The organism is Halothiobacillus sp. (genome assembly GCF_027346185.1).
GTDB lineage: Bacteria > Pseudomonadota > Gammaproteobacteria > Halothiobacillales > Halothiobacillaceae > Halothiobacillus.
Window position 1 is genome coordinate 1 of sequence record NZ_DAIESY010000144.1, and the last position, 16,673, is coordinate 16,673.

Consider the following 16,673-nt stretch of genomic DNA (forward strand, 5'->3'; position numbering starts at 1 on the left):
CACCTCGCTGAGCTGGCGCTACGGCACCAAGTTCGCCGAACCCTTTGAGGGCAACGATATCGCCAAAAATATCCTCAACTTCTCCCATGTCAGTGGTTTCAAGTACGGCACCAACTTCTTCAGCATCGATGCGCTGTTTTCCGACACTAAAGATCCTTCCGGGCTTGATGCCAAATCCGGGGCTCAGGAGGTCTATGCGGTTTACCGTAATACGCTGGATATCGGCAAGATTATGAACAAGGATCTGAAGTTCGGCGTCGCTAAAGGCTTCGGTATCACCAGCGGTTTCGATTTCAATACGAAAACAGATGTCGGTTATAACTCGAAGAAACGAATGCTGGTTCTCGGCCCCACCGTGATGTTCGATGTGCCTGGCTTCCTGAATGTAAGCCTCTTGGCGCTCTGGGAAAGCAATGCACCGTGCAGCGATTACACCAATACCTGCGTCTCTCGTTACACCTATAGAACGCATCCCATGTTGACCGCCGCTTGGGGTATCCCCATCGGTAACTCCGCCTTTTCATTCGAAGGGTTCGCCAATCTGATCGCCCCTAAAGGTAAGAATGAATTCGGCGACCAAACCAAAACCGAAATCAATATCGATGCCCAAATCATGGCTGACGTCGGCAAGCTGTTCTTCGATAAACCCGGTACCTTCAAAGCCGGCCTCGAATACCAGTACTGGAAGAATAAGTTCGGTGTCGATGCGAACGGATCCGCAGGATCAGGCGCCTTCGCCAAAACACCCATGGTCCGCGTCGAATACCACTTCTAACAACGATACGATTCACTTTTACAGAGGGACAAAACTATGAATTTAAAGACAATATTACTTGGATGCGCACTCTCGACGGGTCTAGTATCCGCCGTCCATGCGGATGAACCGCTCAAGGTCGGCTTCGTATACGTCGGCCCGGTGGGTGACGGCGGCTGGACCTACGCCCACGATCAGGGTCGGCTGGCCATGCAAAAAGAGCTAGGCGATAAAGTAAAATCCACCTTTGTTGAAAATGTACCTGAAAGCTCGGATGCAGAGCGTGTCATCCGACAGTTGGCCGCCGATGGTAACAAGCTGATTTTTACGACCTCGTTTGGTTTCATGAATCCGACGCTGAAAGTGGCCAAGGCGTTCCCGAACACCTACTTCGAGCACGCCACAGGCTACAAGATGGCGAAGAATGTTGGCATCTACCAGGCGCGGAGTTGGGAAGGCGCCTATATGCTGGGCGTTCTGGCCGGGAAAATGACCAAGAGCAATATCCTCGGCTTCGTCGGTTCCTATCCCGTACCGGAAGTGGTGCGGAATATCAATGCATACACGCTGGGCGCGCAGAGCGTGAATCCGAAGATCAAGACCAAGGTGATCTGGGTTAGCAGCTGGTATGACCCGGCACGCGAACGCCAGGCTGCTGAAACCATGATCGCACAGGGTGCCGACGTGCTTGCGCAGAACACCGACTCCCCTGCTGTGGTTCAGACAGCAGAAGAAAAAGGCGTCTACGCTTTTGGTTGGGATTCGGATATGGCCAAGTACGGCCCGAAAGCGGAACTGACCGCGAGCACTCTGGACTGGTCGAAATACTACACTATGGAAGTGAAGAAAGTGCTGGATGGCACCTGGAAACCCGAAAACACCCTTTGGGGCATCAAGGAAGGCTTGGTCGTGCTGAAGCCACTGAACCCGATCGTTCCTGCCGATGTAGCTGAACTGTTCAAGGAGAAGGAAAAGGAAATCAGCGAAGGCAAGCTCGTACCGTTCACCGGCCCGGTGGTCAATCAGGCGGGCAAGATTGTCGTGCCGGCAGGCAAGCCAATGCCGATGGATGAACTGATGTCCATGAACTTCTACGTCAAAGGCGTCGAGGGTTCCATTCCGAAGTAAAATAATCGGGTAGTGATGCTACCCCCATTCCGATCAAAGAGTTGCATCTTGATTTAAAAACAGACGAGTCCCTCGTCTGTTTTCTTTTATGTGGAGAAAAACAATGAACAATCTGAAAACAGGTGCACAAGATGCACTTCGCGCCCTACCCAAGGCCGAACTTCACGTGCATATCGAAGGCACGCTCGAACCGGAAATGGTGTTCGAGCTGGCAGAAAAAAACAGCATCGCGCTCGATTACCCGGACGCGGCCACCTTGAGGCAGGCCTATGACTTTCAGGATTTGCAATCCTTTCTGGATATCTACTACCAGGGCGTGAAGGTGCTGATCGAAGCCGACGACTTCTTCGAACTGACCTATAGCTATCTGCGGCACGCGCATGAAGACGGCGTTGTGCATACCGAGATTTTCTTCGATCCGCAAAGCCATACTGATCGCGGTATTTCTTTGGCGACTGTGTTCGAGGGCATCAACCGCGCACTGGCTCAGGGCCGGAAAGAATTCGGCATTACCAGCCGGTTGATTCCCTGTTTTTTGCGGCATCTGAGTGCTGATGCCGCCATGGAAACATTGAATGCACTGCTGCCGTATCGCGATTCTTTTTGCGCGGTCGGGCTCGATTCCAGCGAAAAGGGCAATCCACCATCCAAGTTCACCGAGGTATTCGACAAGGCGCGGGCGGAAGGCTTACTCACCGTCGCACATGCGGGCGAGGAAGGGCCAGCAAGTTACATCTGGGAAGCGCTGAATCTGCTGCATGTGGCGCGTATCGATCATGGCGTGGGTTGTGAGTCGGATGATGAACTCTGTCGGCGGCTGGCCGCAGAACAGATGCCCTTGACCGTCTGCCCACTGTCGAACATCAAACTGGCCGTGTTTGACGATATCAAGGCGCACAACCTCAAACGCCTGCTCGATCGCGGCCTGTGCGTGACGGTCAGTTCCGACGACCCGGCTTATTTCGGCGGTTATCTGCTGGACAATTTAATGGCAGTACAAACGGGGCTGAATTTGACCTGGGATAACGTCACCGAACTCGCACGAAATTCGATCCGCGCATCGTTTCTGTCGGATTCAGAAAAGGCGGATTGGCTGGAGAAAATCGAAACGGTGCACCGCGAAGCGGTGGCCTGACTCGCCTTGAACCGGCCTGTTTGAGCCGCTAACTCGAACAGGAAGGGGGGAAATCAGGTTAAACGCTTCGGTGCAATGAGCACCCCGTCCTCATCTGCGTACAGGAAATCGCCGGGGGTAATGGTGAGCCCACAGAAAGCCACCCACACTTGCGTCGTGCCCTCGGCGACTTTCGCGCTTTTCATCGGGCAGGTGCCCCGTGCCCAAACGCCCAACGGCAAAGCTTTGATCTGCGCGGAATCACGGATGTAGCCATTAATCAGCAAGGCCTTCCAGCCATTCGCCACCGCCAGCCCGGCCATGATGTCGCCCAACACAGCGCAGTACTCGCCACCCACGTCCACGGCAATGGCGCGGCCTTCGCCCGGCTGGCTTAACAATGCACGCAGGGCACAGTTATCCTCATATAGCTTAACGGTTACAAGCGGGGCTTCGATTCGGCTCAGCCCGCCATAGGAATGGAACACCGGTTCGGCCACTTGCAGGAAGGAGCGGTGCGTATCGCAAAGATCAGCGGTCTGCCAGCTCATGATGCGGTACCCCGCGTGGCAGCAATATGGGTTTTAGCCAACTCTTCGAGCGCAATCAAAACCGTGTCGACCGCAATTTGTGCATCGTCTGCCGAAACAAATTCGCCCGGATGGTGACTAATGCCGCCTTTGCAACGCACGAACAACATCGCCATATCGGTGATATTTGCCATCAGCATGGCATCATGCCCAGCGCCGCTGGGAAGAACACGCACGGGCACGCCAAGCTTGGCGACTGCTTGCTCGAACAGTGCCTGAAAATGCGGGGCGCAGTGCCGTGCTTCGGCCCGATGGTACACATCCCAGTCCACCGCGACGCCACGTCGGGCGCTGGCCGCCCTGCTCGTCGTCTGAATCTCACTCAGAACACGCGCCAGCACGGCATCATCGATGCTGCGTAAATCCAGGCTGCATTCCGCCGTGGCAGGAATAACGTTCACCGCGCCGGGTTGAACGTTGAACTGCCCGACCGTGCCTACCACACCTTCGGCAATCGCGAAGCGTTCAACCGACAAAGCAAATTCAGCCGCTGCATTCAGGGCATCGTGGCGTAAATTCATGGGCACCGTACCGGCGTGACCGGCTTCACCCGTAAAGCGAATCCGGCTGCGGCAGGCGCCGGCAATCGCCGAAACGACACCGACCGGAAGGGATTCCTGTTCCAGCACCGGCCCTTGTTCCATGTGGACTTCCCAGTAACCCAGCAAGCGATCATTAACCCGACTGGCTTCGCCGATTTTTGACGGGTCCAGCCCACAACTCCGCAAGGCATCGCGAACCGTCACGCCTGCCGCATCAGCGATTTCCAGCCATTGGGGTTGCCATTGCCCGCAGACCGCCCGCGCGCCAAGCATGCTGATTGGGAAACGCACGCCTTCCTCATCGCCGAAACCGACCACATCAATGTGAAATGGCAGGGTTTTTCCAGCAGCCTGAAGTCGAGCCACCACTTCAATACCGCAGACGACACCGAGGATGCCGTCGAATTTTCCGGCATTCGGAATGGTATCCAGATGCGAGCCGATAATGATAACCGGTGCATCCGGATCAGCCGCCGCTAATCGACCCCATTGATTGCCCGCTGCATCGACCCATGTGGACAGACCCGCCGCCAGCATCCACTGCTCGACGAGCCGCAAGCCCTCGCGGTAGGCGGGCGAAAGATATAGGCGGGTGATTCCGTCCGGGCGATCGGAAATCTGCGCCAGCGCTTCGCAGCGCTCAATAACGCGCGACATTTCATTGGCCACTGTATACGGCCATCGCGGCATCCACCCCGGCGCCTGCCGTGCACTTGTGCCCCATGCGGCGCAGCACGTTTTCCAGTGCCGAGAGCGTTATCAACACTGCGTCTTTGCGTGCGTTATAGCCCATGGTGCCGATACGCCAGATTTTGCCTTTGAGTGGGCCGAACGAAGTGCCAATTTCAATGCCGAAATCCTGCAACAAGGTGCTGCGCACCGCTTCGCCAGCAACGCCATCAGGAATGTACACACCGACGATATTATTCATTTTGTGCGTCTGGTCGCCGAAGAGCACAAGATTCATGGCCGCCAAGCCCTGCGCCATGGCGCTGCCGTGTAACTGGTGGCGCGCAATGGACTGTTCCAGTCCTTCCTGCATTAAAATCCGCGCGCATTCGCGGGCGCAGTACAGCATTGAGGTTGCTTCGGTGTGGTGATTGAGTCGCTCCTCGCCCCAGTAATCGAGAATCATGGGCATGTCGAAATAATTCGAGCGAATCATCGAACCCTGGCCTTCGGTGTGATGACCATCGCGGATGCCGGCCTCGATATGATGACGCTTGCGTACTTCATCCACATAACGACTGCTGAGCGTGACCGGCGCACTGCCCGACGGGCCAGCGAGGCATTTTTGCAAACCCACCGATACCGCATCCAGCCCCCAGCCATCGGTCTCGAACGGATTGCCGCCGATCGAGGCGGTGGCATCACTGTAAAACAGCACATCGTAGCGACGGCAAATGGCGCCCAATTCTTCCAGCGGTTGCAGCATGGTGGTCGAAGTATCGCCTTGCACGATGGCAAGCAGCTTGGGCCGAACCTTGATAATGGCTTCTTCAATCTGTTCAGGGGTGAACACCGCGCCCCACTCGGTTTCGATGGTGTGCACATCCGCGCCACAACGCGTGGCGATTTCATTGAGGAGGTGACCGAAACGGCCGAAGATCGGGATCAGCACCTTATCGCCCGGTTCAATGACCGAGACCAATACAGACTCGATCCCGGCGCGGGAGGTGCCATCAATGAGCAGCGTCCACTGATTTTCGGTTTTGAATACCTGCCGGTACAGCGCCATGGTTTCGTTCATGTAGCCCGTCATGGCCGGGTCGTACTGGCCCAGCAATTGCGCCGACATCGCCCGCAAAACACGGGGGTCTGCATTAATCGGCCCCGGCCCCATCAGAAGCCGTGCCGGGGGGTTGATTTGCTCGAATTGCTCAGACATAACGACCTTCTCTCAAATAACATTCAACGGAAATACAAACTAAATACCCAAAGCCGACAACAACATGCGTATACCGGTAACCGCCAGCACCACCGCGAAAACCTTTTTCAACTGCTGAGCGGGTAAGCGAGCCCCCAGTTTCACCCCCACCGGCGCGAACAGAATGCTGAGCGGCACCATGGTCAACAGCGCAGGCAAATTGACCAGCCCGACTGTGCCTAACGGGGCATCCGCCGGGGATTGGCCCAAAACCAACATCACCAGTGCACCGGGGATGGCGATCACGAAACCAAACGCGGCCGCCGTACCGACTGCCCGATGCGCGGGCACATGAAAGCGACTCAACAAGGGCACGCCAATCGTGCCGCCACCCAAACCGGACATAACCGACAACAGCCCTAGAATGAATGCCGATATCCGCTGCCAGATCATCCGGGGCAACACCTGCACCGCGCCGGTTTTATGCAGAAACATCCGCACGGCCACGAACAGCGCAATCAACGCAAACAGCACCACGAACCAACGGCTCCGGAACTGGGTGACCAACACACTGCCGGTGATGACGCCGATCAGGATAAACACCCACCACGTCCGAAAAATCCCGACATCCACATTCCCCTTACGGTGATGCGCACGCACGGAAGAGATGGCTGTCGGAATCATCCCGGCCAGGGACGTGCCCGTTGCCATACTCATCGCGTCCAGCGAGTGGACACCCATGGCCTGAAAAATAAAAAACAACACGGGCACCATAACGATGCCGCCACCCACCCCGAGTAAGCCGGCCAACAATCCGGCCGCGACACCGGTAACCGCAAGCAAAGCGGCAAAGGGTAAAAAAGCGATCAGAGCGTCCATATAAAAACATCCTGGCGATTGGTAGAACGAGCGTTCGGTTTGGGTAGAGAAAACGAAATGCCGCGACGATACGCCAAGGCAAACGCAGCATTAAGCATGAACCAATCCCGTTTGGGAAGGTCTGCACAAACGCAGACCTTCCCTTGCAGAGCATGGATGCCCTGCCGCTCAATGACGCAAGTCATTGAAATGCGGAGCACAAGACGGGCGTGTACCGGCTTGTGAACGCGTAGCTGGCGAAAGCCCGTTTCTGCAAGAAGCCATTGATGGATTCGTGCGGAGATTCCTTAGTCTATGCGCCAAGCCAATCAACGAATGGTCAGTGTTTCTGTCGCCAATCAACGATAGGCCCCAGGGCGCGCCCTGATCGCTCAATACCGGCAGATGAAGTTGAGGACGCGACGATAATCCCGCCAAGGCCGTCAACCCCATCAAGGCCACGCGATAATCCGCCAGACGGTCCGCCGATTCGGTCAGCAACGGCGCGGCACCGGGTGTGGTCGGCAAGATCGCCACGGTATGTTCACCCTCAAGCCAATGCGACAGAGTCCGAATGATCTCGATACGATCACACGCTGCCTGCTCGATCTGTGCCGGTGTGATCGACCGGCACCAAGCCATCCGTTCGCTGATATCCGCGGCGAATGTCGGATGAACAGTGCTCACCCATTCACCATGTGTCTGCCAGATTTCGGCACCTTGCAATATACGGAACGTCTGGCTCGCCCACTGCAGGAAAGACTCAGGAACCTCAATCTCATGAATCGTTTCGAACAGAGGGGCGGCCGCTGACAGCAAATCACTGGCGCGGGAAGGCCAATCGCCCAAGCCATTAATCTGTGGCTTTAGGATGCACAATTGCGTGAACACGACCCGCTGCTGTTCGGGCAACAGCACCTCGGCGACATCGGCCAAGGTGGACAGATCCCGAGTCATCCAGCCCACGGTGTCGAACGACGGCGCCAGCCCCACTACGTGTTCGACCGGGATCACACCATGCGTGGGCCGCAAACCGAACAACCCGTTGTAACTGGACGGCACGCGAATCGACCCCCCGGTATCCGTTCCCAGACCGATATCGGCTAGTCCATGGGCAACCATCGCCGCTGAACCACTGCTTGAGCCACCCGGCAACCGCTCCGGTGCAGCCGCGTTAATGGGTGTTCCGTAGTGCGTGTTGATACCGTTGAGGCTGTAGGCCAACTCATCCGTTATGGTTTTGGCCACAATGTGTGCGCCGGCTTGCATGAGCTGCAGAACCGCAGGCGCCGTATGTTCAGGCACTGCATGTGTCGCCAGCCAGTCCGGATTACCTGCCGAAGTCGGTATGCCCGCGATATCGAACAGATCCTTGACGCCGACCCGCAGCCCACGCAGGCGAACATCGGCAACCCCGACCGAACTCAGATTCAGTTCTTGCAATACACCCTGCTGGATATTCATCACCACTCTCAGTAACAAAAGCAAACTTGTGCACATGATTGTACACAATTATTTGCGAGGCGCACGGGATAATTCGAGAGAGGCATCCTGATTGCGAAACCCATCATAAGCAAAGGCTCTTCCTTGATTTTCAGATGTCAACCAGCCTCTGAAACCAAATAAAGCATGACGTACAAGCAGCTAATGCAAGCACTGATTGTGCTGCAAACTCAAAATTTTCACTTTGGAAATGACAGAAACTGTTCTAGGATTGTTCACAATATAATCAAAACTGCGAAACAAGAAGGTCCAGATGAGCGCACTCACCACTCATATTCTCGATACCAGTCTCGGCAAACCCGCGGCGGGCGTGCGGCTGCATCTGCACAAGCGGGTTGATGATCAGCAGCAGTATCTATCAACCCACATCACAAATGCGGATGGTCGTTGTGACGCGCCCATGCTTAGCGGTGGGGCCTTCACTACCGGCGTTTATGAACTGGTATTCGAGATGGGCAACTATTTTCGTCAACATCATGCCAACCTGCCCGACCCGCTGTTTCTGGATCAGATCGTGATCCGTTTTGGCATCTCAAACACGCAGGATCACTACCACGTGCCGCTTCTGGTATCGCCATTCGGCTACAGCACGTATCGGGGCAGTTAAGTATGAATACCTTACGTTTTCTTTTGGGGCAGGAATTGATCGAACTCGAATCGGTTAAGCCCACTCTGACCGTCTTAAATTATCTGCGCGAAGAAAAAAAGCGGATCGGTACCAAGGAAGGCTGCGCCGAAGGTGACTGCGGCGCCTGTACGGTGGTAATCGCTGAAGTGGTGGATGATCGCCTGCACTATCGCGCCGTCAATGCCTGCATCGTTTTTCTGGCGACGCTGGACGGCAAGCAACTCTTGACGGTCGAAGACCTCAAGACGGCTCGTAATGAATTGCACCCGGTGCAGCAATCCATGGTCGATAGCCATGCTTCGCAATGTGGGTTCTGCACACCGGGTTTTGTCATGTCGGGTTTCGCTGAATATCAAAACCGGCTGCACAGGCTTGATGAGCTGCCGGAACCCCAGTCGGACGAGGTGGTGACAACCCATCTCACGCAAGTTTTCGCAGGCAATCTGTGCCGCTGCACCGGCTACGGCCCGATCATAGAGGCGGGGAAAACTTGGCTTGCGCAGGCCGAACAGTCAATGCCCCGAAAATTAATCCAGGCATTGAATGAGGAGGAAGCGAACACCATCGCCCAACTCAAGGCGATTCAGCCCCAGACCAGCAAAACACTGACTCAGGCCGGCCAAACCTATATTCAACCGGATTCCATCCCGGCGCTGACCGATGCCCTAGCCAAACTGCCGGGCGCCACCTTGCTGGCAGGCGGCACCGATATCGGCCTATGGGTCACCAAACAGCACAAGACGTTGGACACGGTGATTTATCTCGGCGGTATCGAGGCGCTCAAGCGGATCGAGATTCGAGACGGCCAGCTTGAAATCGGCGCGGCCGTCACCTACTCTGAGGCATTGCCTGCACTGATTCGGCATTTTCCCCGGCTTGAGGAATACCTGTACCGGCACAGCTCGACCCAGATTCGCAACGCCGGCACCGTTGTCGGCAACATCGCCAACGGCTCGCCCATCGGCGACATGCCGCCAGTGCTGATTGCATTGAATGCCGAGATCACACTGACCCGTCAGGGCGGGCAACGCCATCTGCCGCTCGAAGATTATTTCATCGCCTACGGCAAGCAGGATCGCCAGCCGACCGAGTTCATCGAGTGCGTCCGCATTCCCTTGTTGAAGTCTGACGCCGTCTTGATGAACGTCTACAAAATTTCCAAGCGATTCGAGCAAGACATCTCCAGCGTGAGCGCCGCGTTCTACATCGAACTTGACGAGCAGCAACAAGTTCGTGAGGCACGCCTGTGCTTCGGTGGCATGGCGGCCACGCCCAAGCGCGCGACCCGCTGCGAACAGGCCTTGCTGAACCAGCCGTGGAATAAAGCGACCGTATATGCCGCCGCCGAACGGCTGGGGGATGATTTCACACCGCTGAGCGATTTCCGTGCATCTCGGGAATACCGCCTCGCGGTGGCTGTGAACCTGTTGAAGAAATTTTTCATACAACAGCAGAGCCCCACCCAAGCAACGCAAATCTCGTACACCGGAGGGCTGATCCATGCATGAACCCATCCACGGCATTACGGCGGGACAAATCCGCGCAGCACACGTCAGCTCAGGCGTCGGCGCGTCGGTCAAACACGATAGCGCCGTCAAGCACGTCAGTGGCGAGGCGCTGTACACCGATGACCTGCCCGAACCCCGCGACCTGCTGCACATCTACATCGCGCAGAGCACGCAGGCGCATGCGAAAATTATCAAGCTCGATCTGGACGCGGTCAAAGCCTTTCCCGGCGTGGTGGCCGTCATTCAGGCGCGTGACGTGCCCGGAAAAAACGATTTCGGCGCGGTGATCGAGGGCGACCCGATCTTTGCCGACGGGCTAGTTGAGTACGTGGGGCAATCGTTGTTTGCCGTCGCCGCGGAACACATCGACATTGCCCGCAAAGCCGCCGCGCTGGCCCAAATCGACTACGAGCCGCTGCCCGCGCTTATCACCGTGCGCGATGCCCTCGCGGCCAATTCCTATGTGTTGCCGACCAAAACCTTCCGGCGCGGCGAACCCGAAGCGTACCTGGCAAAGGCCGAACAACGGCTTCAGGGTGAAATCGAAATCGGCGGGCAGGATCATTTCTATCTCGAATCCAATATCGCCCTGGCGCTGCCCGGTGAGGATGGTGATCTTAAGATCTTTAGCTCGACCCAGCACCCCACCGAAATCCAGCATTGTTGCGCCCGCGTGCTTGGCGTGCCGGATCACGCCATCAATGTCGAAGTGCGGCGCATGGGCGGCGGCTTCGGCGGCAAAGAATCCCAACCCGCGCTGTTCGCGAGCATCGCTGCGCTGGTGACGCACCACACCGGGCGCCCAAGCAAGCTGCGGCTCGACCGCGACGACGACATGACCATCACCGGCAAGCGCCACGATTATCTCATCCGTTATGACGTCGGTTTCGATGGGCAGGGGCGTATCCAGGCCATCGCCTTTGAAGCGGCTTCGCGCTGCGGCATGTCGGCCGATCTGTCCGGTTCGATCAACGATCGCACCATGTTCCATCTGGACAATGCCTATTACCTCGAAAACGTGTCGATCGTGTCCCATCGTTGCAAAACCCATACCGTGTCCAACACGGCCTTTCGTGGATTCGGCGGGCCACAGGGCATGGTCGCCATCGAACGGGTGATCGACGAGATCGCCTATCAGGTCGGCAAAGACCCGCTCGATGTGCGTAAGATTAACTACTACGGCCCAGCGGACGATCCGGCAGGCCGGAACGTGACGCCGTACTACATGACCGTGACCGATAACATCCTGCCGGAGATCACAGCCGAGCTGGAAATGAAGGCCGACTACGCGGCGCGGCGCGCGCAAATCAAGCAGTTCAATCGGGAAAACACCTATTTGAAGAAGGGTCTTGCGCTGACGCCGGTGAAGTTCGGCATCTCATTCACCGCAACGCACCTCAATCAGGCAGGTGCGCTGATGCACATCTACAGCGATGGCAGTATCCACCTCAACCATGGCGGCACGGAAATGGGCCAGGGCCTGTTCACCAAGGTTGCACAAATCGTGGCGGAAGAATTCCAGGTAGACATCGAGCGCATCAAGATCACGGCCACCACAACCGACAAGGTGCCGAACACCTCGCCCACCGCCGCCTCCAGCGGCTGCGATTTGAATGGGCAGGCTGCGCGCAATGCGGCGCTCATTCTCAAGGGGCGGCTGACCGAATTTGCCGCGGAGCACTATTCGGTCGATGCGGCGACGGTTCGCTTCACTGCCGAGGGCGTTACCGTGGGCGACCAGCTGATCGCGTTCAACGTGCTGATCCAGAAAGCCTATTTCGCCCGCATCTCGCTCTCGACGACCGGCTTCTACAGCACGCCGAAAATCCATTTCAATGCGGAATCCGGCAAGGGGCACCCGTTCTTCTATTTCGCCTACGGTGCCGCCGTGTCGGAAGTCACCGTGGATACCTTAACGGGCGAATACAAGGTCGATCGCGTGGACATCGTTCACGACTGCGGCGCCAGCATCAATCCGGCGATTGATACGGGTCAGGTCGAGGGTGGATTTATTCAAGGCATGGGCTGGCTGACAACCGAAGAACTGGTGTACGACGCGCGCGGTGTCCTGCGTACCCACGCGCCGTCCACTTATAAAATTCCAGCCTGCGGTGATCGGCCAAGAATCATGAACATTCACCTGCGCTGTGATCCGAACCGCGAAGAATCTGTCTACCGCTCCAAGGCCGTAGGTGAACCGCCGTTGATGCTCGGCATCAGCGTGTTCAACGCGCTGAACGACGCCGTGGCGAGCCTAGCGGATTACCGACACCACCCGCAGATCGACGCACCGGCCACGCCGGAACGCGTGTTGATGGCTTGCGAGAAATTGCGTGAATTGGAATGCAAACCTGAGCAGGCGCTTATCCATGCTTGACTGGACCGCCCTCGCCCGCCTGAACAACCAGCCAGAGGACTTCGTGCTGGTCAGCGTCGGCGCTGTCAAGGGCTCTTCCCCGCGGGAAGAAGGCACACACATGGCCGTCTTCCCGCAGCGTACGCAAGGCACCATCGGCGGCGGCCATCTGGAGTTCTTTGCCATTCAGCACGCGCGTGAATTACTGAGCCAACCAACGGATATGGCACCGTTTCACACACTCACCCAGCACCGCACACCGCTGACGCCGCGCTTCGATCAATGCTGTGGCGGCGTAGTGCAACTGGTATTCGAGAAAATCCGGCCACAACAGTGCGTCTGGCTCAATCAACTGGCAGCAATCCTCGATACCAGTGGCGCGATGACAGCCGAACACCGCCCCACTTGGCTGATCTCCAATCTGGCCGAAAGAACGCGAACCGTGTTATTGGCACCGCCGACTGCTGACCAGCGGCAACGCGAAACCGATCGCACGGTATTGATCGAGCCCATTGCCCCGCGGGCGCTGGATATCGTTATTTTTGGAGCAGGACACGTGGGTCAGTCGCTGATCCATAGCCTGCAGAACCTGGATGCCGATATAACGCTCATTGATAGCCGCGGCGAACAATTGGGCTTCGCCACGACCGCCAATGTCCAAAAAATCTGCACTACCGACTGGCAGGATTATGTGGATCGCGGCACGGATCGAACCACCTTTCTCGTGCTGACCCACAGCCATCAACTCGATTTCGACATCGTTGAGGCCATCTTGCGCCACGGTCGGTTCCGTTATTGCGGGCTGATCGGTTCGAAGACCAAGAAAATCCGTTTCGAACGCCAGTTCAAGAACCGTGGACTCACCCCGGCGCAGATCGCCCGGCTCACCTGCCCCATCGGCCTGCCAGAAATCCAGGGCAAATCCCCTGCCGTCATCGCAGCCTCGGTCTGTGCCCAAATTTTAATTTTGCACAGTGATGCCGCCGAAAAACACATCACCCCCTACCAGAGAGCCATCAACCATGTGTGACTGCGCCGTGCACGAGCAAGAAAAACAACTCATGCGTCAAGCCATCGAGTTATCTCGAGAAAAAATGATTGCCGGCTTCGGCGGCCCGTTCGGTGCCGTGATCGCCCGCAATGGGAAAGTCATCGCCACCGGCTTCAATCAGGTCACCTCTGCTAACGACCCTACTGCGCACGCTGAAGTCAGCGCCATTCGTGCCGCCTGTCAGGCATTGAACACATTTGATCTGTCGGGCTGCGAGATTTATACCAGTTGCGAGCCCTGCCCCATGTGCCTGAGCGCCATCTACTGGGCGCGGCTGGATCGGATCTATTATGCCAACTCGCGTCAGGACGCTGCCGATATCGGGTTTGACGATGCCTTCCTGTATGAGGAAATCGACAAGGACATCCCGGACCGCCAAATTCCGACCATTCGCCTGCTGGAAAAGGAAGCAATCCTGCCATTCAACGAATGGCGCGCAAAACCAGACAAGATCGCCTATTGATTCAAACAGACCCAAGCGCCTATTAGATTCGCTCAGACCCAACCGATTAGGGAGAACCAATCATGCTGCCGTTAATCGACCCCTCTGTTGCGCAAGCCAGAACGATCACCCCAGCCGTGCGCATGGAAGCCGAAAAACTTCATCGCGCCTGCCGCGATATCGGGTTTTTCACCGTGAAGAACACCGGTCTATCCACGGAAGCGTTCGTGGATATATTCACGCTGGCCCATCGTTTTTTTGCTCTACCGCTTGAAGAGAAAATGCGCATCAGTATCGAAAACTCGTCGCACCATCGGGGTTATGGAAAGGTTGGCGCGGAGCAGTTGTCGCCTGAAACGCCGGCGGATTTCAAGGAAACCTTCGACATGTCCCGCGATCTGGATGCGACCCATCCAAAAATGCGTGCTGGCGATCCCTTCTACGGTCCCAACCAGTATCCTCAATTTGAGGGTTTCAAGGAGATTGTCGAACGGCATTACCAGCGGTTGAGCGAAACGGGTTTAAATCTGCTGGCGCTGATGGCCGTGTCGCTGGAACTGCCGATCGATTACTTCGACCCGCTGTTCGAAGACCAGACCAGTGTGCTGCGCATGATTCACTACCCACCGATCACCGATAAAGGTCAGATCAGTGCCGGAGTCCACACAGACTATGGTTGCCTGACCCTGCTGGCGCAGGATGCCGTGGGCGGGCTTGAGGTCAAACCCCGAGGGCAGGACTGGATTCGCGTGCCTTACGAACCGGACATGCTGGTGGTGAATATTGGCGATCTCATGCAGCGCTGGAGCAACGATGTGTTCCAGTCGACGCCGCACCGGGTCATCCCACCGCTGGGTGTCGATCGCTATTCGATCCCCTTCTTTCTCGAACCGAATACGAAAACCCGGGTGGAGTGCTTCCCCTCGTGCGTGACGCCCGAAATGCCGTGCCGGTATGAGCCCATCTTTTCGGATGACTGGATCACGTCCCGCTTCAATCAAACCTACGCCTACCGACAGAAATAATCGAGACGCTTATGACCTTTCGAAACGGCTGCCGCCGGCCTTCTTTTTCGCCAATTGAGTCAGTGTGAGGGTTTTGGCGAAGTCCTGGCTGCGCTGGATGTGACGTTTCATCAGGTTACGGGCCTTATCGACCTCGCGACCCACAATCGCTTCGATGATGGCGTGATGTTCGGCATAGGTTCGCTTGACGCGCTCTTCATCTTGAAAATCCACGCGACGGATGATGCGGATGTGATCATTGACGTCCTGAAGATATTTAACGAGCGTCGAATTCCCGCTACCCAATGCCAACGAAATATGAAATGACTCATCCTTATCTTCCATCTGATCGGCACTGTGCTCCACCAATGCCTGGTCGGGCGACCACAGATGCAGCAGCTGCTGCAACTCACTTTCCGGCATGTAATGGCAAGCCCCTTCGACCGCCGCCACTTCAAGCGCAGTACGCACGCCGTAGTACTCGCCCAGTTCCTCAATGTTGATCGGCTTGATGAAACAGCCTTGTTTCGGCCGGATGGTCAGGAAGCCTTCGCTTTCCAACCGGAGCAGCGCTTCGCGAACGGGCGTTCGACTCACCATAAACAAATCCGCCAGCTCCGATTCCGTCACCCGGCTGCCCGGATAGATTTCGAAACTGAGAATTTTTTCTTTCAACGCGTCGTACACATACTTCGTCGCGACAGGTTTTAACGTGGTCTGTTCAGCAGATTGCTTCATGCGGAGTGATCGCTATTAAGAAAATTTCCGGTCCGAGTATAGGTAATTTCAGCCCAGTCTACGCTTATAAGGTCACTCGAGACCATCCCTATGTGACGGGCCGGTCGGGTGCCAAACAGAAACAGCGGTTAGTATTGGCAAAAAATGCACTAAACCAGCACAAGACTCACACCTTATTGCACCAAAATGCTTCGTTTTCACACACACCGAGATGAGAAGCAGGACGTAAAATCGTCGTATAAATCGCATATTTATTTTTAATTACAAACAGATATGAAATATTAACTCATTATGGCACAATCAGTGCATACATCGTTGCATGCAACAGATCGACTTGGTCACTGTACCCACCCTTTAGCGAAAGACAAGGAAATCAACGATGCCAACTCAACACATACAACGGCTCACCACATCCCCTCTGCCATCTGCTCGTCGCTCATCTGGGATAGCTGCAATGGCCGCTCCGACCCTCCCCAGAAAACTCGCGCTCACGCTCGCCCTAAGTATGGCCCTGGGCACAGCCGCCCAGGCGTCCGACTGGAGTGACACCTCGCTGAGCTGGCGCTACGGCACCAAGTTCGCCGAACCCT

15 protein-coding genes and 1 pseudogene are annotated in these 16,673 nt (G+C 56.3%); 10 read left to right on the forward strand and 6 right to left on the reverse strand.

Going from position 1 to position 16,673, the window contains the following annotated elements; all coding sequences use genetic code 11:
* The 3 genes from M7R55_RS10290 to M7R55_RS10300 all read left to right on the forward strand — a co-directional run.
* Window positions 1-775 (forward strand): outer envelope protein (locus M7R55_RS10290; protein ID WP_298220322.1); only part of this gene is annotated, 775 nt, incomplete at its 5' end.
* Window positions 776-811: 36 nt separating this feature from the next.
* Window positions 812-1,882 carry a BMP family ABC transporter substrate-binding protein gene (locus M7R55_RS10295; protein ID WP_298220323.1) on the forward strand — a complete coding sequence of 357 codons (1,071 nt, stop codon included), beginning with the start codon at window positions 812-814 and terminating at the stop codon, window positions 1,880-1,882.
* A gap of 103 nt (window positions 1,883-1,985) precedes the next feature.
* Window positions 1,986-3,017 carry an adenosine deaminase gene (locus M7R55_RS10300; RefSeq protein WP_298220324.1) on the forward strand — a complete coding sequence of 344 codons (1,032 nt, stop codon included), beginning with the start codon at window positions 1,986-1,988 and terminating at the stop codon, window positions 3,015-3,017.
* A gap of 53 nt (window positions 3,018-3,070) precedes the next feature.
* Here the strand turns inward: M7R55_RS10300 and rraA are convergent, their stop codons facing one another.
* The 5 genes from rraA to M7R55_RS10325 form a co-directional block, all read right to left on the reverse strand.
* Window positions 3,071-3,547 carry a ribonuclease E activity regulator RraA gene (gene rraA / locus M7R55_RS10305; protein ID WP_298220325.1) on the reverse strand — a complete coding sequence of 159 codons (477 nt, stop codon included), beginning with the start codon at window positions 3,545-3,547 and terminating at the stop codon, window positions 3,071-3,073.
* Complete coding sequence (locus M7R55_RS10310) at window positions 3,544-4,785, reverse strand: allantoate amidohydrolase (RefSeq protein ID WP_298220326.1); 1,242 nt, start codon at window positions 4,783-4,785, stop codon at window positions 3,544-3,546. The genes rraA and M7R55_RS10310 overlap by 4 nt, the downstream gene beginning before the upstream one ends.
* A gap of 1 nt (window position 4,786) precedes the next feature.
* On the reverse strand, window positions 4,787-6,016 hold the full coding sequence (locus M7R55_RS10315) for an alanine--glyoxylate aminotransferase family protein (protein WP_298220327.1): 1,230 nt from the start codon (window positions 6,014-6,016) through the stop codon (window positions 4,787-4,789).
* A 39-nt stretch (window positions 6,017-6,055) separates the two neighbouring features.
* Complete coding sequence (locus M7R55_RS10320; protein ID WP_298220328.1) at window positions 6,056-6,874, reverse strand: sulfite exporter TauE/SafE family protein; 819 nt, start codon at window positions 6,872-6,874, stop codon at window positions 6,056-6,058.
* 168 nt (window positions 6,875-7,042) lie between these two features.
* Window positions 7,043-8,317: an amidase gene (locus M7R55_RS10325; RefSeq protein ID WP_298220329.1), complete on the reverse strand. Its 1,275-nt coding sequence runs from the start codon at window positions 8,315-8,317 to the stop codon at window positions 7,043-7,045.
* A 292-nt stretch (window positions 8,318-8,609) separates the two neighbouring features.
* Between M7R55_RS10325 and uraH the strand changes: the two genes are divergently transcribed.
* From uraH to M7R55_RS10355, 6 genes are all read left to right on the forward strand, one after another.
* Entirely contained in the window at window positions 8,610-8,963 is a 354-nt protein-coding gene (gene uraH / locus M7R55_RS10330; RefSeq protein ID WP_298220330.1) for a hydroxyisourate hydrolase, read from the forward strand.
* 2 nt (window positions 8,964-8,965) lie between these two features.
* Window positions 8,966-10,492, forward strand: coding sequence for a xanthine dehydrogenase small subunit (xdhA, locus tag M7R55_RS10335; RefSeq protein ID WP_298220331.1), 1,527 nt, complete (start codon window positions 8,966-8,968; stop codon window positions 10,490-10,492).
* Window positions 10,485-12,869 carry a xanthine dehydrogenase molybdopterin binding subunit gene (xdhB, locus tag M7R55_RS10340; protein WP_298220332.1) on the forward strand — a complete coding sequence of 795 codons (2,385 nt, stop codon included), beginning with the start codon at window positions 10,485-10,487 and terminating at the stop codon, window positions 12,867-12,869. Before xdhA ends, xdhB begins: the two co-directional genes overlap by 8 nt.
* Window positions 12,862-13,878: a xanthine dehydrogenase accessory protein XdhC gene (gene xdhC, locus M7R55_RS10345; RefSeq protein ID WP_298220333.1), complete on the forward strand. Its 1,017-nt coding sequence runs from the start codon at window positions 12,862-12,864 to the stop codon at window positions 13,876-13,878. Before xdhB ends, xdhC begins: the two co-directional genes overlap by 8 nt.
* Window positions 13,871-14,362, forward strand: a complete 492-nt coding sequence (locus tag M7R55_RS10350) for a nucleoside deaminase (RefSeq protein WP_298220334.1) — start codon at window positions 13,871-13,873, stop codon at window positions 14,360-14,362. The genes xdhC and M7R55_RS10350 overlap by 8 nt, the downstream gene beginning before the upstream one ends.
* A 62-nt stretch (window positions 14,363-14,424) precedes the next feature.
* Entirely contained in the window at window positions 14,425-15,366 is a 942-nt protein-coding gene (locus tag M7R55_RS10355; protein ID WP_298220335.1) for a 2-oxoglutarate and iron-dependent oxygenase domain-containing protein, read from the forward strand.
* A 9-nt stretch (window positions 15,367-15,375) separates the two neighbouring features.
* On the opposite strand, the gene M7R55_RS10360 is transcribed toward M7R55_RS10355, so the two are convergent.
* Window positions 15,376-16,083 (reverse strand): GntR family transcriptional regulator, encoded by a 708-nt coding sequence (locus M7R55_RS10360; RefSeq protein ID WP_298220336.1) that lies wholly within the window; start codon window positions 16,081-16,083, stop codon window positions 15,376-15,378.
* A gap of 379 nt (window positions 16,084-16,462) precedes the next feature.
* On the opposite strand from M7R55_RS10360, the pseudogene M7R55_RS10365 reads away from it, so the two are divergent.
* A pseudogene (locus M7R55_RS10365) lies at window positions 16,463-16,673 on the forward strand (outer envelope protein); the annotation flags it as partial.

Excerpts from the sequence above, each read along its gene's own strand:
- M7R55_RS10355 (WP_298220335.1), top strand. The coding sequence starts at position 14,425 with ATGCTGCCGTTAATCGACCCCTCTGTTGCGCAAGCCAGAACGATCACC.
- xdhB (WP_298220332.1), top strand. The coding sequence starts at position 10,485 with ATGCATGAACCCATCCACGGCATTACGGCGGGACAAATCCGCGCAGCA.
- M7R55_RS10325 (WP_298220329.1), bottom strand. The coding sequence starts at position 8,317 with ATGAATATCCAGCAGGGTGTATTGCAAGAACTGAATCTGAGTTCGGTC.
- M7R55_RS10300 (WP_298220324.1), top strand. The coding sequence starts at position 1,986 with ATGAACAATCTGAAAACAGGTGCACAAGATGCACTTCGCGCCCTACCC.
- M7R55_RS10295 (WP_298220323.1), top strand. The coding sequence starts at position 812 with ATGAATTTAAAGACAATATTACTTGGATGCGCACTCTCGACGGGTCTA.
- xdhC (WP_298220333.1), top strand. The coding sequence starts at position 12,862 with ATGCTTGACTGGACCGCCCTCGCCCGCCTGAACAACCAGCCAGAGGAC.
- M7R55_RS10315 (WP_298220327.1), bottom strand. The coding sequence starts at position 6,016 with ATGTCTGAGCAATTCGAGCAAATCAACCCCCCGGCACGGCTTCTGATG.
- M7R55_RS10320 (WP_298220328.1), bottom strand. The coding sequence starts at position 6,874 with ATGGACGCTCTGATCGCTTTTTTACCCTTTGCCGCTTTGCTTGCGGTT.
- uraH (WP_298220330.1), top strand. The coding sequence starts at position 8,610 with ATGAGCGCACTCACCACTCATATTCTCGATACCAGTCTCGGCAAACCC.
- xdhA (WP_298220331.1), top strand. The coding sequence starts at position 8,966 with ATGAATACCTTACGTTTTCTTTTGGGGCAGGAATTGATCGAACTCGAA.
- M7R55_RS10310 (WP_298220326.1), bottom strand. The coding sequence starts at position 4,785 with ATGTCGCGCGTTATTGAGCGCTGCGAAGCGCTGGCGCAGATTTCCGAT.
- rraA (WP_298220325.1), bottom strand. The coding sequence starts at position 3,547 with ATGAGCTGGCAGACCGCTGATCTTTGCGATACGCACCGCTCCTTCCTG.
- M7R55_RS10360 (WP_298220336.1), bottom strand. The coding sequence starts at position 16,083 with ATGAAGCAATCTGCTGAACAGACCACGTTAAAACCTGTCGCGACGAAG.
- M7R55_RS10350 (WP_298220334.1), top strand. The coding sequence starts at position 13,871 with ATGTGTGACTGCGCCGTGCACGAGCAAGAAAAACAACTCATGCGTCAA.